General features: G+C 63.8%; 15 protein-coding genes. 5 read left to right on the top strand and 10 right to left on the bottom strand.

Annotated features, from left to right (window positions below; all coding sequences use genetic code 11):
- Positions 1-248: 248 nt before the first annotated feature.
- Positions 249-1259 (top strand): SDR family oxidoreductase, encoded by a 1011-nt coding sequence (locus NAV33_RS10685; protein WP_255979757.1) that lies wholly within the window; start codon positions 249-251, stop codon positions 1257-1259.
- Between the two features lie 501 nt (positions 1260-1760).
- Positions 1761-2081, top strand: coding sequence for a hypothetical protein (locus NAV33_RS10680; protein ID WP_255979755.1), 321 nt, complete (start codon positions 1761-1763; stop codon positions 2079-2081).
- 207 nt (positions 2082-2288) lie between these two features.
- On the opposite strand, the gene NAV33_RS10675 is transcribed toward NAV33_RS10680, so the two are convergent.
- The 10 genes from NAV33_RS10675 to NAV33_RS10630 form a co-directional block, all read right to left on the bottom strand.
- On the bottom strand, positions 2289-3944 hold the full coding sequence (locus tag NAV33_RS10675) for a proton-conducting transporter membrane subunit (RefSeq protein ID WP_255979753.1): 1656 nt from the start codon (positions 3942-3944) through the stop codon (positions 2289-2291).
- Positions 3941-5437: a complex I subunit 5 family protein gene (locus tag NAV33_RS10670; protein ID WP_255979751.1), complete on the bottom strand. Its 1497-nt coding sequence runs from the start codon at positions 5435-5437 to the stop codon at positions 3941-3943. The genes NAV33_RS10675 and NAV33_RS10670 overlap by 4 nt, the downstream gene beginning before the upstream one ends.
- Complete coding sequence (locus tag NAV33_RS10665; RefSeq protein WP_255979749.1) at positions 5434-6858, bottom strand: complex I subunit 5 family protein; 1425 nt, start codon at positions 6856-6858, stop codon at positions 5434-5436. The genes NAV33_RS10670 and NAV33_RS10665 overlap by 4 nt, the downstream gene beginning before the upstream one ends.
- Complete coding sequence (locus tag NAV33_RS10660; protein WP_255979747.1) at positions 6855-7136, bottom strand: NADH-quinone oxidoreductase subunit K; 282 nt, start codon at positions 7134-7136, stop codon at positions 6855-6857. The genes NAV33_RS10665 and NAV33_RS10660 overlap by 4 nt, the downstream gene beginning before the upstream one ends.
- The gene (locus NAV33_RS10655) at positions 7133-8038 is read right to left on the bottom strand and encodes a hydrogenase subunit MbhD domain-containing protein (protein WP_255979745.1); all 906 of its coding nucleotides are present in this window, start codon (positions 8036-8038) and stop codon (positions 7133-7135) included. The genes NAV33_RS10660 and NAV33_RS10655 overlap by 4 nt, the downstream gene beginning before the upstream one ends.
- Positions 8031-8327 carry a cation:proton antiporter gene (locus NAV33_RS10650; protein ID WP_255979744.1) on the bottom strand — a complete coding sequence of 99 codons (297 nt, stop codon included), beginning with the start codon at positions 8325-8327 and terminating at the stop codon, positions 8031-8033. Before NAV33_RS10650 ends, NAV33_RS10655 begins: the two co-directional genes overlap by 8 nt.
- Entirely contained in the window at positions 8320-8571 is a 252-nt protein-coding gene (locus tag NAV33_RS10645; protein WP_255979742.1) for an MrpF/PhaF family protein, read from the bottom strand. Before NAV33_RS10645 ends, NAV33_RS10650 begins: the two co-directional genes overlap by 8 nt.
- Positions 8571-9062, bottom strand: a complete 492-nt coding sequence (locus NAV33_RS10640; protein WP_255979740.1) for a Na+/H+ antiporter subunit E — start codon at positions 9060-9062, stop codon at positions 8571-8573. Before NAV33_RS10640 ends, NAV33_RS10645 begins: the two co-directional genes overlap by 1 nt.
- 127 nt (positions 9063-9189) lie before the next feature.
- A complete protein-coding gene (locus tag NAV33_RS10635; protein WP_255979738.1) occupies positions 9190-11589 on the bottom strand; it encodes a glycoside hydrolase family 65 protein in 2400 nt (799 codons plus the stop codon).
- On the bottom strand, positions 11582-12541 hold the full coding sequence (locus NAV33_RS10630; RefSeq protein ID WP_255979736.1) for a PfkB family carbohydrate kinase: 960 nt from the start codon (positions 12539-12541) through the stop codon (positions 11582-11584). Before NAV33_RS10630 ends, NAV33_RS10635 begins: the two co-directional genes overlap by 8 nt.
- Positions 12542-12823: 282 nt before the next feature.
- On the opposite strand from NAV33_RS10630, the gene NAV33_RS10625 reads away from it, so the two are divergent.
- From NAV33_RS10625 to NAV33_RS10615, 3 genes are all read left to right on the top strand, one after another.
- On the top strand, positions 12824-13399 hold the full coding sequence (locus tag NAV33_RS10625) for an antibiotic biosynthesis monooxygenase (protein WP_255979734.1): 576 nt from the start codon (positions 12824-12826) through the stop codon (positions 13397-13399).
- Positions 13400-13630: 231 nt separating this feature from the next.
- Positions 13631-13810: a hypothetical protein gene (locus tag NAV33_RS10620; RefSeq protein ID WP_255979732.1), complete on the top strand. Its 180-nt coding sequence runs from the start codon at positions 13631-13633 to the stop codon at positions 13808-13810.
- Positions 13797-16160 carry a putative bifunctional diguanylate cyclase/phosphodiesterase gene (locus NAV33_RS10615; RefSeq protein ID WP_255979730.1) on the top strand — a complete coding sequence of 788 codons (2364 nt, stop codon included), beginning with the start codon at positions 13797-13799 and terminating at the stop codon, positions 16158-16160. Before NAV33_RS10620 ends, NAV33_RS10615 begins: the two co-directional genes overlap by 14 nt.
- The last annotated feature ends 112 nt before the right edge of the window (positions 16161-16272 follow it).

Genomic DNA, 16272 nt, shown 5'->3' with positions numbered 1-16272 from the left:
CCCGCCGCATCGATTGATCGAGCAGCGCCTCCTAACCACATCCGCAGGAAGAACCTCCAAACGCAAGTACTAAGAGCAATCTGCCATCAAAGAGTTCCAGCAATTATTTCAAACTATTTCCGAGAAGTCGGGCGTCCGTAAGGCTCTGTCGCAGCCATCCATCGCCTCTCTGGAACCGCAAGCGGGCCTGTGGCTTCTACCGAGCCAACCCATCATTGCCGGCGTGGCCGGTGGCAACAGGAGATCCGATGCGAACTTCCCTGAAACCCCTGCATGAACAAGTCATTGTCATCACCGGTGCTTCGAGCGGCATTGGCCTGGCCACTGCTCGCCTGGCCGTCGAAAAAGGCGCCCGCGTGGTGCTGGTGGCACGCAACGAACTGGCCTTGGCAGATGTTGAGCGCGACCTGAATGCGGGCGACCGGGTCCTGCATGTGATGGCCGACGTCGGTGAGCGCGAGCAGCTCGAACGGGTCGCCAGCCAGGCCGTCGAGCGTTTCGGCGGTTTCGATACCTGGATCAACAATGCCGGTAACTCCGTCTGGGGCCGCTTCGACGAGGTCAGCGACGAGGATCACTACCAAGTCATGCAAACCAATTTCTGGGGCACCCATTACGGCTCTTCGATTGCGGTGAAACATCTGCGCAACAAGGGCGGCGCGCTGATCAACATCGGCAGCGTGGAGTCGGCCAATGCGCTGCCCTTCCACGCCAGCTACAGCGCCAGCAAGCATGCGATCAAGGCGATGACCGATGTACTGCGGGTCGAGCTGCAGAAATCCGACACACCGATATCGGTGACCCTGGTGCGGCCGTCCTCCACCGACACCATGTTCATGGACCATTCGAAGAATTACTTGCCCAGCGCGCCAGTGTTTCCGCCGCCGGTCTACGCGCCGGAAGTGGTGGCACAGGCGATCCTCCACGCGGCCGAGCATCCGCAGCGCGACGTCTACATCGGCAACGCCAAGCTGCTGTCGCGCCTGGCGCAGAACGCCCCGCGCCTGGCCGACTGGGTCAACCGAACCTTTGTCTACAATGCCATCCAGAGCGGCCGCCAGGACCGCCACCGCGACGGCGCATTGCATGACCGCGACGTTGGTCGGGCCGGCGATGGCAAGGCCTCCGGCAATTATCCCGGCATGGTGCTGACACGCAGCCTTTATACGCGCGCCTCGCAGCATCCGGTGGCGACTACGGCTGCCGTAGCAATGGGTGCGATCGCTGTCTTTGCACTGCTCGGGCGACGTCAGCGCTGAAGTCCGATCGACACGCAGCAGCGGCGGCTAAGCTGCCCCGCGGCTGGTGTCGATGCTATTGCAACCGACCGACGAACAGGCGCTCCGGGAGCTGCCTCGAAAGATATCTACTGCTACAGTTCTGTATCGCGCCAGCCCATAACCTCCATTGGGCATGGCCCATGACACCAAAGGCAGGCTGAATGCCGCGAAGGCTGCTCCTCAAGACGCTATTTCCCGCCGCGGTGCTGTTGCCGGCACTCGTCTACGACCACCGTCGGCTTCCGTTGTCTTCCCTCTAGCGGACTGGAAAGCTCGTTATCCATGAGCTGTTACTTCTTTTCTATAAGCGCATGTAACACGGTTCGGACAGAATCAGGACAAGCTCGTATATATTCCAACTGACAGTTATTTCTCTGCCAGCGCGTTATCACGATCGTCGATTTGCACTATCGATGCATGCGCGTTTGCCGCTCCAACTCTCGTTAGTAGCATGAGTCCCGTGCCCACTCTATCGAGGACATGAACATGAAAACATTATTGGCAAGTCTGGTTATGGCCAGCGTCACGACAACTGCTCTGGCCGTTCCGCCAACTCATCCGCAACCTTTGCTGGGCGAAGCACACAGCATCAGTACCGTGTTGGACCGTGCCGCGCCCGATCGCACTGTCTCGGAAAATGGCTTTGAACGGACGCCACTTGGCGAGCAATTTGCCGAAGATGGATTTGATCTGACACCGCAGGCAGACCGTATTGCCGATGATGGCTTCGATCGCACACCGCTGGGTCAAATGATGATCGCCGAGGATGGCAGCGACCGAACCGGTCTAGGCCGAACTTAAAAAACAACCGATTCACCTAAGGCGCCGTAGGCGCCTTTTTAATTATCAGCAATTTTTATTTTTCTATGCGAAGCGATAAAACTTTTATTCGGCGAGCGGCTGTAGAGTTCAATTTTATTAATCATCTCCCGCAACTAGCACAACGGAATTAGCTTATAACCAATATCGCTCTGTTAGTTACAGCGCACTACCGGCCGGCAGCTTCAATTACCATAACCAACCCAGCCACAACATAGCCGCCAACAGCCAGGCACTCATTGCAAGCGCGCCGGTATCCCAGAAGCGGTTCCAGCACCGCTCCCGCTGCCGCCAGCGCGGCTGGTCCGGTTCGGCGTTCGGCACGGCCAGCGGCGGCCGCTGCACCAGACGTTTGAGCCGCAGCGACAACCAAAGCGCCGGGCTGGGCAGCGCAGCCAGCTGTGCCGGCACCGTCCAACCCGATTTCAGCGCCACCCCGGCCAAGACAATTGCCAGTAACAGCGGCCACAGCGCCGCCCAGATGCCGCCCGGGTAGAGGCCATGCAGCATGGGATCGCGCAAGGCAGGCCAAGCCCAGGGCAACAACAGCGCCAGGCTACTGAGCAACGCCCAGGGCAACAGCTGACGAAGCGGTGGCCCGGCTGCCGGCGCATCCCTGGCATCGCGGCGCAGCAGCCACAGCGCGCGGATCAGCAGCAAGGCGGTGGTCAGGCTGCTGAGGCTCAGCCAGACCAGCCAGCCCTCGAATTCGCCGCTGTGCCAGACGTCCTTCAACGCCGTCTTGACCGCCCCTCCACTGCTGAGCGGCAGTCCAATGATCGCCAGCGCCGGCACGGCCAGTAGCAACCAGCCGAGCAGCGGCAGGCGACCCGCATGAATCAGTCCGGCAGCGAGAAACAACGCGCCTTTGGCCAGCCCGTGATGCACCCCGTAGAGCATCAGCACAACGGTCATCGCCTGATATTGCTGCGGATGGCGCCACGCCAGCGCCAACAGCATCACCAGATAACCCATCTGGCTGACCGAGGAATAGGCCAGCGCCGCCTTGGCCTTGTCGCTGCACAACCCCAGCAATGCGGGGTAAATGGCGCCGAAGATTCCCACCGCGAGCAGCACGTCGGCCCAGCTCGACAACAGCGGATCGCTCTCCGGCAGGCAGCGCCAGATGCCCAGGAAACCCGCCTTGAGCATTGCCCCGGACAGCACCGCGCTGGCCGGTGCCGGCGCTGCCGGATGCGCCAGCGGCAACCAAACGTGCAGCGGCCAGAAACCGGCCTTCAGCCCCAGGCCAGCAAGCAGCAACAGCAACGTCAGGCCATCCATAGGCAATGCTTGCCAGGCCGCGAAGGAAAAATCACCGCTGGCGGCGTGGCTGCGCAGCATCAGTGCGGCGAGCAAAGACATCTCGCCGAGGATCGCCAGCTGAAGATACAGCCGCCCGGCACGCCGCGGGCCGGGACCGCCCTGATGGACGATCAGCCCGTAGGCCGCAAGGCTCATCACACTGAAGCCAAGGTAAAAACTCAGCGCGTCGGTGGAGATGATCAGCAGCAGGTTGCCGGCCAGCGCGAGCAGCCAGAATGTCCAGAAACGCATCCGCCGGGAGTCGTCAGCCTGGCTGCTGCTGGCGAATATTCCGGCGCAGCCCCAGAGCAAGGCGGTAAAGCCCAGCCATGCGCGACTCAGTTCGTCATTCGCGCCCCAACGCATGCCGTCCCAGAGCATCGGCAAATCCAGCGCCGACATCGGCCAAATGACCAAGGCCAGCGCCGGTATGCAGGCCAGCCACAGCCAGCCGATCGCCCGCTCGCGCCAGACCGCCAGCGCCAAGCCGGCCAGCAAGGGTGCCAGCGGCACCAGCAACCAGAACCAGGCGCCGCTCATATTTCGAACTCCCGGTCGACGATCAGCTGAGCCCAGCCCAGCGGACTTAGCGCGGTGCCGGCCAGTAGCCCGACCAGCACTGCCAGCGCCGCGGTGAACAGCGGCGGGAGCAGCAGCATCCAGTGGGTTTCCCAGCGTTCCTCGCGCCAGTTGTCTTCGTGCCAGTCGGCCGGTGATGCAAACCAGCCACGCCATAGCAAAGGAAGGAAATATCCAGCGTTGAGCACGGCCGAGGCCATCAGTACCAGCAATACCCAATCCTGCCCGACTTCCAGCGCGCCCATGCCCAGCGCCCATTTGCTGACGAAACCGGCAATCGGCGGAATACCGATCATGCCCAGTGCGCCGATGCTGAACGCGGTCATGGTCAGCGGCATTCGCCGGCCGACGCCGTCCATCTCGCGGATGCGGTGGATGCCCAGGGTTTCGGCGAAGTTGCCCGCGCAATAGAACAGCGTCACCTTCATCAACCCCTGATGAACCAGATGCACCAGGCCGCCGACTGCCGCGATCGGGCCGAGCATCGCAACGCCAAGGGTGACGTAGGAAACCTGGCTGATGGTCGAGTAAGCCAGGCGCTTTTTCAGCTCCTGCTGCTGCAACGCTCGCAGCGAGCCATAGAGAATGGTCGCCGCGGCCAGCCAGAGCAGCGGACCAGCCATGTCCAGCTGGCCCAACGCCTCTGCGCCGAATACGTCATAGACCACCCGAACGATGCCGAACGCCCCGGCCTTGACCACCGCCACCGCATGCAGCAAAGCGCTGACCGGCGCCGGTGCGACCATCGCCTGTGGCAGCCAGCCGTGCAGCGGAATCAGCGCCGCCTTGACGCCGAGCCCGGCCACCAGCAGGACGAACGCCACCCGCAGCGCCAGATCGTGCTCCCCCACCGCTTGTAGCAAGTAGCCGCCAGGCTGGAAATCCTGCCCGCCCGCCAGGCCGTGCAGCAGCGCCACGCCCATCAGCACCAGCGCCCCGCCACCGACGGTATAAGCGAGATAGATGCGTCCGGCACGCAGCGCCTCGGGTGTGCCGCGATGTACCACCAGGGGAAATGTGGCCAGCGTCAGCATTTCGTAGAACAGCAGAAAGCTGACCAGATTGCCTGCCAGCGCCAGCCCCACGGTGGCGCTGACGCAGAGGCTGAAATAGCCGAAGAAACGTGAGCGCAGCGGCGAGTGTTCGAGATAGCCAATGGCGTAGATGGTGGTCGCCATCCACAGCACCGACGATAGCGCGACGAACAGCAACGACAAGGCATCGCCTTGCAGCACCAACGGCGCGCCAGGCAGGAACGGCAAGCTGAAACGAAACTCCAGGCCGCGGCTGACGCCATAGATCATCGCCACTACCAGCAGCAGCTTGATCGCCACGCCACAAAGGTTGAGCGTGACCCGAAGCCGTTGCTGATCCTCGCGCAGAGTGAAGATGAGCAGCCCCGGCAGCAATGAGCTGAGCACGATCGCCAGAGGCAGCCAACTGGTCCAGCTCATCGCGCCACCCCGCCGAGCCAGAGCAGCAAGGGCTCACTGATCAGCGCCAGGCTCAGCACCAGCAACGCTGGCAGCATCGCCAGCCATTGCGCCAAGGGATCCGGCACGACGCTCGGCGGATTCGGCTTGGCCCGGTCGAAGCCCAGCGCTACCACGCGGAAGACATAGGCGGCGGACATCAGCGTACCGAGCAGCACGCCGAACGCCCAAGGCCAATGCTGCGGCTGTTCGAACAATGGCTGCAGCAACAACCACTTGGCGAGAAAGCCGCCACTGGGTGGCAGCCCAATCAGACTGGCACCGGCCACGGCGAAGGTCGCCATCGCCACCGGCATGTTCTGGCTGGCACCTTTTAGCGCACGCACCCGTCGCGTACCGAGTACTCGTTGCAACTCACCAGCGGCGAGAAACATCGACACCTTCGCCAGGCCGTGAGCGAGGATGAACAGCCACAGCGCCGCCTCCATCCGCGGCTCCTGCCAGTGCAGCAACGACCCCAGCGCCAGCAAGGCATAGCCCAGCTGGGCAACCGTCGAGTAGGCCACCAGCATTTTCAGCCGCGGCGCGCGCAGCGCCGACCAACCGCCAGAGAGCAACGCGAGGATGCCGGCGGCGGCGAACAGCACACCGGCCTGGCGACCCAGCTCGGGCGGGGCGATCTCGCTCCAGATCAGCCAGAGGATGTAGATCGGGCCCTTCACTACCAGTGCCGAGAGCAAGGCACTGACCGCTGTCGGTGCGCCGGAATGCGCCGGGGGCAGCCACAGATGCAGCGGCCACAGCGCAGCCTTGAGCATTAGCCCCAGGCTCATCAGCAGCAGCGCCAGGCGTGTGCTGGCGTCAGCCTCGGTCAGCTCCGCCAGCACCCAGACATCGAGCACGCCGTAGCGGCCATAGAACAGCGCAACGCCGAATAGATAGGCGAGCGAGCCGGCCAGCGACAACATCAGGTAATTGAAAGCGGGTCGATAGGCCTTGCGCCCGGCCAGTGCAACCAGCGCTACGGCGCTGAGGCTGAGCAATTCGAGCGTGACGTAAAGATTGAACAGATCCGCCGACAGCCACAGCGCCACCAGCGCCGCATGCAGCAGACAGGACAGCGGCCAGTAATCCTCGCTGCCGGTGGCATGCGCGCTGCGCGCGGCATACAGCGCGACCAGCAAATGCAGGCCGGCGGTGAACACCAGCAACAATGCCGTCAGCGGGGTCAGCTGGAAGCGGATCGCAAGCGGCGTCTCCCAGCCGCCAATCTGCAGCAATTGCGGCCCCAGCTGCATCGCCTGCTGCAGGGCGACGGCAGCGGCCAGCAGACTGCCGATACTGATGGCGATCACCCATAGCCCGCTGCGGCGCGGCTGCAGTAACACCAGCAGCAAACCACCGGCGAGCGGCAGAGACAGGCTAAGCAACGCCGCGTTCATTGCCGCGGCTCCTGTCGATCATGCGCCACGCCAGCCAGCCGCAGCGCCAGCGCGGTAGCGCTGACTGCTACCACCAACCCGGTGACCACCAGCGCCACCAGCAGCGGATCGCTCGGCTGGCTGCGCGCGGCCAGGGCGATCATCACCAAAAAAACCCCGCTGCCCATCAGGTTGAAGGCGATGATCCGGCGCAGCGCCTGACGCAGGCTCAGCAGGCCGTGCAAACCGAGCAACCAGAGCGCGGCGCCGACAGCCATCCAGAACAGGCTGCTGGTCATGCGGACTCGCCTTCGCCGACGACCAGCAGGCTCAGGCTGGCGGCGATCGAAAGTGTCGCCACCGATTCGATCAGCACGATCAGCAGCTTGGCCGACCCGCTGGGATAGGTCAGCCACCCGCTCCCCAGCCAGGCGGTGGCAATGGCGACGCCGATAAAAACCAGCAAGCCGCCCAACACCAGCAGCCGCAACGGCGCGAAGGACCAACGCAATAGCGGCAACAGACCGGACAGGCGCAGCAGCACCACGCCGGCCGCCAGCAATGCGCCGGCCTGAAAAGCGCCACCCGGTGCGCTGGCGCCACGCCAGAGAACATAGCCAGCGGCGAGTACCAGTAGCGGCGCCAGTACCCGCGCCCATGCCCGTAGCAGCGGCCAGGGCTCATCCAGTTCCAGCCGTCGCGGCCCGAGCTGGCGCGCCCCGAGCAGCGCCAGCAACAGGACGGCAAGCTCCAGCAGCGTGTCCCAGGCGCGGAAGTTCAGCAGCACGGCGGTCACCGGATGGCTGACGCCGGTTTCCGACAGATTCCGGGCTATCGCGGCGGGCAGCTGCGACTGGCGCTCGCCAAGCGGCGCCAGCCCCTGCAAAAGCAGGATCAGCAACGGCAACACCACCGCGGCAGCCGCCAGGCGCTGACGGAACCCGGAAATTTCGGGCAGCTCGGCCCGATCCGGCTGACGGGCCAGCGCGGCAAACAGCAGCACACCGGTCAGCCCGGCACCGATGGCCGCTTCGGCCAATGCCAGATCCGCTGCGCCCAGGCGCGCCCAGATCAGTGCCAGCGCCAGGCCGAAAGCGATGAACAACAGCACGCTGGCGTAGAGGTTGCGCCCGTGCAGCGCGCCGAAGGCCAGGCCGAGCAACAACAGGCCGAGCACACCGTCGAACAGCCATTCAGTCATCGCCGGGCTCCTCGTCGGCCTGCCGCGCCAACAGCTGGCAGGCGGTGGCGCTGGAGGCCAGCAGCAACAGCCAGATCAGCAGCATCTGACCGACCTCCAGCAGGCTTTCGGCGCGAATCGACAAGCCGGCGACGACCAGTCCGAGGCCCAGGGTGTCGGCCTTGGTCAAGGCATGCAACCGGCTGACGGTGTCGGGAAAGCGCAGCAGCCCGACGCTGCCGGCGGCGAAGAACAGCAACCCGGTGATCAGCAACAGCCAACTCAGGCCGTCCAGCAGCAGTTCAGTCATGCCGCCTCCGCCGCAACAGCTGCACCAGGGCGGCACTGGCCACCGCCGCCAACAATCCCAGCACCAGCGCCACATCGCGCAGCGCCGGTTGCGCCTGCCACTGCGCCATCACCAGCAGCAGCGCGGTGCCGGTCGTGCCGAACAATTGGATTGCCAGCAACCGATCCACCCGCCCCGGACCGAGGACCACACGAACAAGACCCACGACGATGGTCAGCAGCAGCAGCGCCGCGTACAACGCCATCAGCGCCCAGCCCCGGTATTAAGCAGTTGGCTCAGGCGCTGCTCCAGCTCAATCACGGTGGGCTCCCACGGCTGGCGTTCGTCGAGGACATGTACTCGCATCCGGTTGCCATCGATCCGCGACGACAGCGAGCCCGGCAGCAGTCCGATCAAGGCCGAGAGCAACAGTCGTACCCGTGGAGATTCGCTGCGCAGCGGATAGTCGAGCCAGGCTGGCTGCAGCGGCCGCCGCGGGTGCAATGCGCGCACTGCCACGTCCCAGCCACCGGCAACCATTCGCCCGAGGAAGAACCAGACGAATCCAGGCAGCACCGACAAGGATGGTCGCCAGGGGCGGATGCCCAGCCACACTGACAGCACGACCGCCAGCACGATGCTCGGCACGCCCAGCAACCAGCCGCCACCCTCCGCGAACAGCGTCCAGAGCGCACCGTAGAGCAGCATCCAGCCCAGCCCGTCGGCCCAACGGCGACGCACTCCAGTCTCTTCCATCGCGGGTTCTCCTTGCTGGCAGGTCAAGGTGTTGGACTGGGCTCAGCCACGGCGTTCCGTCGAATGCGGCGATGGGCTTGTATCGGCGCATTGCGAGCGCCGCCGCGGACGGCCCGGTTTCGGTGAGTCACTTGGGCGCCCGGCAAGGCACGTTCAAGGATTGCCCCGGCTCGAGCAGCATCTGACCGCCAGCGTGATGCACCGGCACCGCTCGGTCGTTGCCGCTGCTGGCCGTCACCTGCAGACAGCCGTGCTGTAGCCGTAATTGCAGATGCGCCTGGCGGTAAACCAGCGACAGCGACACGTGCGGCAGCTGCGCGGGCGGCGTGGGGAAAATGTGCAAACCGTCGAGTTCGGACCGCACACCGAAGTAGTGGCGCTGAAGAACGTCGAGCGAACCGGCCATGCAGCCCAGGTGTACACCCTCCTGCGTGCCGTCGTTGCTCGGGTCCTGCAGATCGGTATCCAGCACTTGTCTGAAATAGAGCCAGGAAGCCTCGCTATCGACTTGGGCCAGGGCACCGGCGCAGACCACTTTCGACAGACTCGACTCGTGGGTGATACGTGCCAGATGGTAGGCCAGCGTTCGACGAAGGCTTTTCTCGTCGTGCTGATAACCGAGCCGCTGAAACAGCTGCTGCAGGCTCTGCCGTGGCAGCAGATGGTGCGCCATCAATACATCGGCCTGCTTGCTCAGTTGATAGCGATCACAGCTGTCGTGCCGCGCTTCGAGCATCCAATCCAACCGCGGCCGGTCACCGTGCAGCCATTCTTGCGGCGGCGCGTCGAGTTGGTCGAAGCCGTCGAACTGGCTGAGCACATCGCCGTCGATGAAGGGCAGATACATGTGGCGACTGATGTGATCCCAGTTTTCCGCCTCGTCCGGTTCGAGCTGCAGCCGATCACGTAACGCGGGAGCCGCGTCCTCGGGCAGCAACTCGAGCACCTGCAGCGCGCGGCAAAGCGTCCAGACCGCCATGAGGTTGGTATAAGCGTTGTTGTCCAAGCCGGGTTCCGCCGCGCCGGGGTAACCATTGTGGTATTCGTCCGGGCCGATCACGCCGCAGATGAGATAGCGCTGCCGAGACTCGTCGAAGCGTGCGAGGCTGGCCCAGAAGCGCGCCACTTCGATGATCAGCTCACCGATAGGCCCAGCCAGCAGCGTCTCGTCCGCGGTCGCCAGATAGAGCTGCCACGCATCGAACGCCACAGCCGAGCCGATATGGCGCTGCAGGCGGGTGTGGTCAGCCATCCAGCGACCCGACATCGGGTTGCATTGCCACGGCGGGGTTTCTTCCTCGCCGCTATCAGCGCTGCGCCAGGGAAACATGGCGCCCCGCAGGCCGGCCCGACGCGCACGCTCACGGGCCTTATCCAGACGCCGATAACGGTAATCAAGCAGGCTGCGCGCCACGTCGGGGAAATGCGTAGCGAGGAACGGGAAGGCGAACACCTCGTCCCAGAACACTTGCCCGTAATAGCCCTCCATCCAGCCGCGCGGCGGAAAACCGATGTCCTGGCCGATGCTGTGCGGGGACCCTGTCTGTAGCAAATGAAAGGAATGGAAGCGCAAGGCCAGATGCAATTGCGGGTCATCCGATTCGATCGGCATGCGTCGCCAGAGCTGTGCCCAGCCATGGCTGTGTGCCTGCTGCAAACTGGCGAAGTCCTCGGTCGGCAATTGCTTGAGCAGCTGCTCCCGAGCCTCGCCATCGTCCGTCGGACGCTCATCGTCGACGCGCACCACCACCCGTTTTTCGATGACTAGCCGGCCGTCTGCCGGAACAGCGCATTCAGTCTGCTGAATCAGCCGCTGCTCGACCTGCTGGCCATGCCAAGGCAGACGCAGCCCCGGCGTCTGGACCTGCACGGCCATCGCCAATCGACGGCGATCGTCATACAAGGTTGCGCTGACCGCAGCGCCACCCAAGTCATCGTGCTGAAAACCCACCGCGCCGAGGCGCCGCCCCTCGTAGGCATCATTGCGCCGAATTGCGGCATTGGTCACGGCGCCATCGAGAGTCGCGCGCAGACGCAGCCGAGCGACCTCGGGCGGTACTCGCAGCTCCCAGCGCAGTACCGCGAGATGTGGCGTGGCCATGCTGACGAAGCGGGTTTCGTGCAACTTCACCATGTGGCCAGCCATGACGAATTCCAGTTCACGCTCGAGCAGCCCGCTATCCAGCGTCAGGCATTGGCGGTAGCCACGCAGCTCGACACCATCGAGGCTGTACCAGTCGCCGTCATCCAGCGCGAAGCTCAGACCGAAAGGATCGGGCAGGTTTACCAGCGCGGCCATCCGCACCGCGCTGCCATTCACCTCGCGGGGCGCATCGTCGTACCAGCCGGCACGGTAAAAACCAGCATAGTGGTCGCCGCCGTTCGCCGAATGCTGTGCAGCCGCTTCCGGCGCGCAGGCGCGGCAGGCCAGCACGCCGTTGCCCATCGCCAGCAGCGCTTCGCGCCGGCGCTCGTCGGCAGGATCGTAATGATCGAAGACCAGCTTGCACGGCATCTGATCAGTCATCGACAGGCCTCGCCTTAGCGAGCAAACCGTGCGCCATCGAAGCTACCTGCTCGCGCTCGGGATACGCCGGCTGAGAGCCATAACCGGTTACCGCCAGGTTGGCCGCGGCTACGCCCCAAGCCGCGGCCTCACGTGGCGCCAGTCCTTCTAGCAGTGCGATGGCGAACACGCCGGTAAAGGCATCGCCAGCGCCCGTGGTATCCACCGGCTCCACCTCGCCCGGTGGTATGTGCAGGGTTTCCTCGGCGCTAGCCAGGACACAGCCACCATCGCTCAGTTTGATGCAGACAATCGGCGTACCGGCCCGCTGTAGCTCACGCGCAGCACGCGCGGCGGCCGCGATGGAGTCGACCGGATGACCGACCAACGCCTCGGCCTCGGACGCGTTCGGTGTGATCGCTTGCAAAATAGGCAGCAGGTCGCGCTCCAGGCGATCCGGGAAGGACGGGTCGAGCACCGAACCGATGCCCTCGCGCGCGGCGGCCTCTATCGCGAGGCGAACTACCCAGGCGGGGATCTCATAATCAAGCACCAGGCTTGCCGGGGTCTCGCATGCCTCGATGGCCGCGACCATGGCGTCCGCCGCCGCTTGGTCCCAGCAATCGTTGGCATTGGTCGCGAGCACGATGTGTTTCTTCGCATCCGGCGGAACCATGATCATCGAAACGCCGGTGGATCGGCCGGCGGCGCGCCCGACCTCATTGACCTCCACCCCCGCCTGCCGCAACGGGGCGAGCGCCTGCTCGGCCAGCTCGTCGTCACCCACGCGCCCGAGCAGGCAGCTGCGATGGCCGAAGCGCACGGCAAGGTAAGCGGTGTTGCTCGCTTTGCCGCCGGACAAGCGGCTCAGATCATGAGCGATCAGCGTTTCGCGACTGCCGAGCGGTTCGTCGACCCGCACCTGGAAATCGGCATTGATACTGCCCAGCGACAGCAGGGTGAGGCGTTGCATGGACAGCTCCGACAGCTCAGGCTCGTCCTTAAACGGACCTGAACCGCCAGCGAGGGTTCGCGTTCCGCGCGCCGCTCCCGCGATCCGCTCGGTCCTTGTGCAAAGGAACACATACAGCAAGGTGCAAATTCCGATCATTGGCGACGCTTCTACAAAACGATTACTGGCGCCGTTAGGAAAACAGAATAGAATTCGCGTCCTTTTGCACGCAGCCCACCACCCCGGCGCTGCGTTTTGCCGAATGCCCTACCCGGGTTGCCGGTCTGCTGCTGGAGATACACGATGTCTACCGAACCCGTCACCCTGATGGTGGCCCGCCGCGTGCGCGATGGCCGTTACCACGAACTTCTCGCCTGGCTGCACGAAGGCGAACAACTGGCCGCGGACTTTCCCGGCTACCTCGGCTCCGGCGTCCTGGCGCCTCCGCCCGGTGATGACGAGTTTCAGATCGTTTTCCGCTTCGCCGATGAACAAACCCTCGACACCTGGGAGCACTCGGCATCGCGTCGTGCCTGGTTGCAACGAGGCGGCGAGCTGTTCGGCCAACCCTATGAACACCGAGCGCGCGGCATCGGCACCTGGTTCGGCATCAGCGACAGCGTTCCACCGCCGCGCTGGAAGCAGAGCGTGGCGATCTGGCTGGCGTTCTTCCCGGTTTCACTGCTGTTCAACGTATTGTTCGGCAACATGCTCGGCGAATTGAGCCTGGTCATGCGCATCCTGCTCAGCACATTGATGCTTACGCCATTGATGACGTATCTGTTCATTCCGTTTTCCACGCGCCTCCTGGCGCCGTGGCTGAACAGCCCGCCTCAACCACGCATTCGTCACGTTAAACAGCCGTCGCCTGTCCGCTGACGGAACGGCACGGTCGGATAAAAACATTGCCGCCATTCGTCCGGCGCCATTAAAGTGCCACTCCTGCGCGCCGATAGCTGAACGCCGGCCTCGGTGCGCGCACCAAACGGGTCGCCTCAAGGCAACACAGTCAGACGTCGATGCCGAGGCGACTCTAAGGGCCGCGCGAAGAAAGTACGCAGCCGTCGCTGCGACGACGGACCGGTGAACGCAGCAGCAGATGAATACCCGATGAATAGCACCAAGACACCTGCATCGTCCCGACGCACTTACAACGTCCTGTTGGCTGCGCTCAGTCTGCTGTTTCCGTCGACCACGCCGCACGCGACCGAAACCCTGTCTCGCTTCGGCGGGAGCGGGACGCGGCGACGCTTCCTCAGCGCGCTAATTGACCCCCATGACGCTCGGTAAACGCGCGCAGCTGGTGATCTTTCCGGTCATTCTGATCATCCAGCTGCTTGCCGCCACGGCCGCTTACCTGACCCAGCGAAATTCGCTGCTGGGTCTCGAACAGGCACGTCTGGCGCAACAGCTCTCAGCATTGAAATCCGCCTTTCTCGACTACGAAGCGTTCAATCGCAGCGTGCTGTACTCGATCATCGATAGCGAGGCGCTGCTGCTGTTCCTGCGCGAGTCGGATACCGCTGATCTCAACGAGAAGCTCGGGCTGCGCATTCAGCAGAGCATTCGTTCGCTGTCCACCACCTCGCTGCCGTTTACCTCCTTCGCGATCGTTCATCCCGACGGTAAGGTCGCCTGCTATTTCGAGAGCGGCCCGTCGCCTTTCGCCAGCATGAGTGCCACCCAGCAGCGGATCGTCCGTGAGGCCAGACAGGCGCCCGAAACCGGCGAAACGATTTACGTGGAAAACGCCGAGGGCGGGCCGCTGCTGCTGGCCACTGATTTCATCCTGCCAGCCTCGACCAGCCGGCCGCTGCCGAGCCAACGCCCGGAGGCCTTCGCCTTGCAACTGGCCGTGCGCCCTGAGCGATTTATCGCACTGAAAAACAGCCTGGAGCAGGAATACGGCGCGACGTTGGAAATCGCCCCGGTGCTGTCGCCGGCCGTGCCGGGTCTGTCGGCCGATATCGATCTGTCGCGCTCGCTACATGCGCGACTGACGCCAGCGCCCGACTACATTACCCAGCGCCTGCAAACGCTGAGGCTGGCCTTTCTCATCTGCGGCACGCTGATCTGTCTGATTTCCGTTGGTCTGCTGTTACTGCTGATCCGCCGCTATGTCACCGGTCCCATCAGTCGGCTCGACAGTCAGCTCACCGACCTGTTGCTGTGCAAGCGCGCCGCCCTGGACGAGCCCAGCGACGGTGGCGAAATCGGTCGCCTGACCACCAACATGAAAACGCTGCACGAGCGCAATACCGCTGCTCTGCGCCACATCCAGGAGATTTCCTGGACCGACAGCCTGACCCACATCAGCAATCGTGCCCACTTCGGCATACTGGCCAACAGCATGTATGAGCAGTGCGCAAAGGGGCACCGGCAGTTGGCGTTGCTGTTTCTCGATCTGGACAATTTCAAACTGGTCAACGATCAGCATGGCCATGACGCCGGCGATGCGTTGTTACGGATCTTCGCCCAGCGTGTACAGGGTGCGCTCGACCGGCACAAGCAGGCGCATCCGCACACCGAAACGGCGTTTGCGCGGCTGTCGGGCGATGAGTTCGCGATTCTGCTGATGGCAGATGCCGACAATGACACCCTGGCGGCGCTCACCGAAGCCTTGCTCGGCCTGTGCCGTGACGGCTTCCGTCTGGAAAATCGCATCAGCCCGGTCAGCGTCAGCATCGGCACCGCCCGCTACCCTGCTGACGCGGATTCCGTCACCCAGTTGCTGATCCGCGCCGACACCGCCATGTATCAAGCCAAGGCCGAAGGCAAGAACGCCGCGGTGGCCTTCTCGGCGCAGCTCGAGCAACGCAACCAGCGCATCCGTGTCATCGAGGAAGAGTTACGCACCCTCAATGGTGACGACCAGTTTCGCCTGGCCTATATGCCGGCCGTCGACCGTGAGGGCGCGGTAGTCAGTTGTGAGGTGTTGCTGCGCTGGCACTCGCCACTCCTGGGCACGGTATCGCCAGGGGAATTCATCCCCATTGCCGAACGCGCCGGCCTGTTCCCGAAGATCGACAGTTGGGTTATCGACCATGCATTGGCCGGCTATCGAGAGCTGGTCAGGCTGTTCGGCGAGGGTGTGATATTGGCGATCAACGTGTCTTCGGCGCAGCTGACCGATGACCGCATCTGCAGTTGCTTGATCGAGCGCGCCGCGCACCATGGCATCGCGCCGAGCAGCATCGAGATCGAGCTCACCGAGACCTTCGCCGCCGAGCTGAGCAGCAACACCATGGAAGTGGTCCGCGCGATTCGCCAGGCCGGGTTCCGTGTCGCCATCGACGATTTCGGCGTTGGTTACACCTCGATTCAGCAGCTGCTGGAATATCCGGCCGACACCATCAAGCTGGACATGGCGATCATCCAGCGCCTGACGCAGCCAGACATGCAGGAAAGCCTGACGGCGCTCATTGCCTTTTGCCGGGCACAGGGAAAGCGGGTCAATGCCGAGGGCGTCGACACCCTGCAAAAGCAGTCGGCACTGCTCGACGCCGGCTGCGACTTGTTCCAGGGTTACCTGATCTCGCCGCCACGTTCGGTGGTCGCGCTACGCGAGTGGATGGCGGTGCGCAGTCGTTCACAGGCCGATCTGCGCCTCGAACAGCTGCCAGCCGCGTCGCTCCACTGATGAGCTGAGCCACGCGCTGGCGGCAAACAGCATTGAGAAATCATGCATTCTTAATTGCGTCAGGCTTGGCCATTGCCTGATAGCCGTTCCGTTCGCAGGCCGCGCCATGCCG

This window comes from Stutzerimonas stutzeri (genome assembly GCF_024448715.1).
Taxonomy (GTDB): domain Bacteria; phylum Pseudomonadota; class Gammaproteobacteria; order Pseudomonadales; family Pseudomonadaceae; genus Stutzerimonas; species Stutzerimonas stutzeri_AR.
Note: the sequence above shows the minus strand (reverse complement) of the source record. Positions and strands in the feature narration are given on the sequence as shown.

Coding starts and splice junctions, on each gene's coding strand:
- NAV33_RS10685 (WP_255979757.1), top strand. CDS start 249: ATGCGAACTTCCCTGAAACCCCTGCATGAACAAGTCATTGTCATCACC.
- NAV33_RS10665 (WP_255979749.1), bottom strand. CDS start 6,858: ATGAACGCGGCGTTGCTTAGCCTGTCTCTGCCGCTCGCCGGTGGTTTG.
- NAV33_RS10640 (WP_255979740.1), bottom strand. CDS start 9,062: ATGGAAGAGACTGGAGTGCGTCGCCGTTGGGCCGACGGGCTGGGCTGG.
- NAV33_RS10655 (WP_255979745.1), bottom strand. CDS start 8,038: ATGACTGAATGGCTGTTCGACGGTGTGCTCGGCCTGTTGTTGCTCGGC.
- NAV33_RS10615 (WP_255979730.1), top strand. CDS start 13,797: ATGACGCTCGGTAAACGCGCGCAGCTGGTGATCTTTCCGGTCATTCTG.
- NAV33_RS10650 (WP_255979744.1), bottom strand. CDS start 8,327: ATGACTGAACTGCTGCTGGACGGCCTGAGTTGGCTGTTGCTGATCACC.
- NAV33_RS10630 (WP_255979736.1), bottom strand. CDS start 12,541: ATGCAACGCCTCACCCTGCTGTCGCTGGGCAGTATCAATGCCGATTTC.
- NAV33_RS10620 (WP_255979732.1), top strand. CDS start 13,631: ATGAATAGCACCAAGACACCTGCATCGTCCCGACGCACTTACAACGTC.
- NAV33_RS10645 (WP_255979742.1), bottom strand. CDS start 8,571: ATGGCGTTGTACGCGGCGCTGCTGCTGCTGACCATCGTCGTGGGTCTT.
- NAV33_RS10680 (WP_255979755.1), top strand. CDS start 1,761: ATGAACATGAAAACATTATTGGCAAGTCTGGTTATGGCCAGCGTCACG.
- NAV33_RS10625 (WP_255979734.1), top strand. CDS start 12,824: ATGTCTACCGAACCCGTCACCCTGATGGTGGCCCGCCGCGTGCGCGAT.
- NAV33_RS10635 (WP_255979738.1), bottom strand. CDS start 11,589: ATGACTGATCAGATGCCGTGCAAGCTGGTCTTCGATCATTACGATCCT.
- NAV33_RS10670 (WP_255979751.1), bottom strand. CDS start 5,437: ATGAGCTGGACCAGTTGGCTGCCTCTGGCGATCGTGCTCAGCTCATTG.
- NAV33_RS10675 (WP_255979753.1), bottom strand. CDS start 3,944: ATGAGCGGCGCCTGGTTCTGGTTGCTGGTGCCGCTGGCACCCTTGCTG.
- NAV33_RS10660 (WP_255979747.1), bottom strand. CDS start 7,136: ATGACCAGCAGCCTGTTCTGGATGGCTGTCGGCGCCGCGCTCTGGTTG.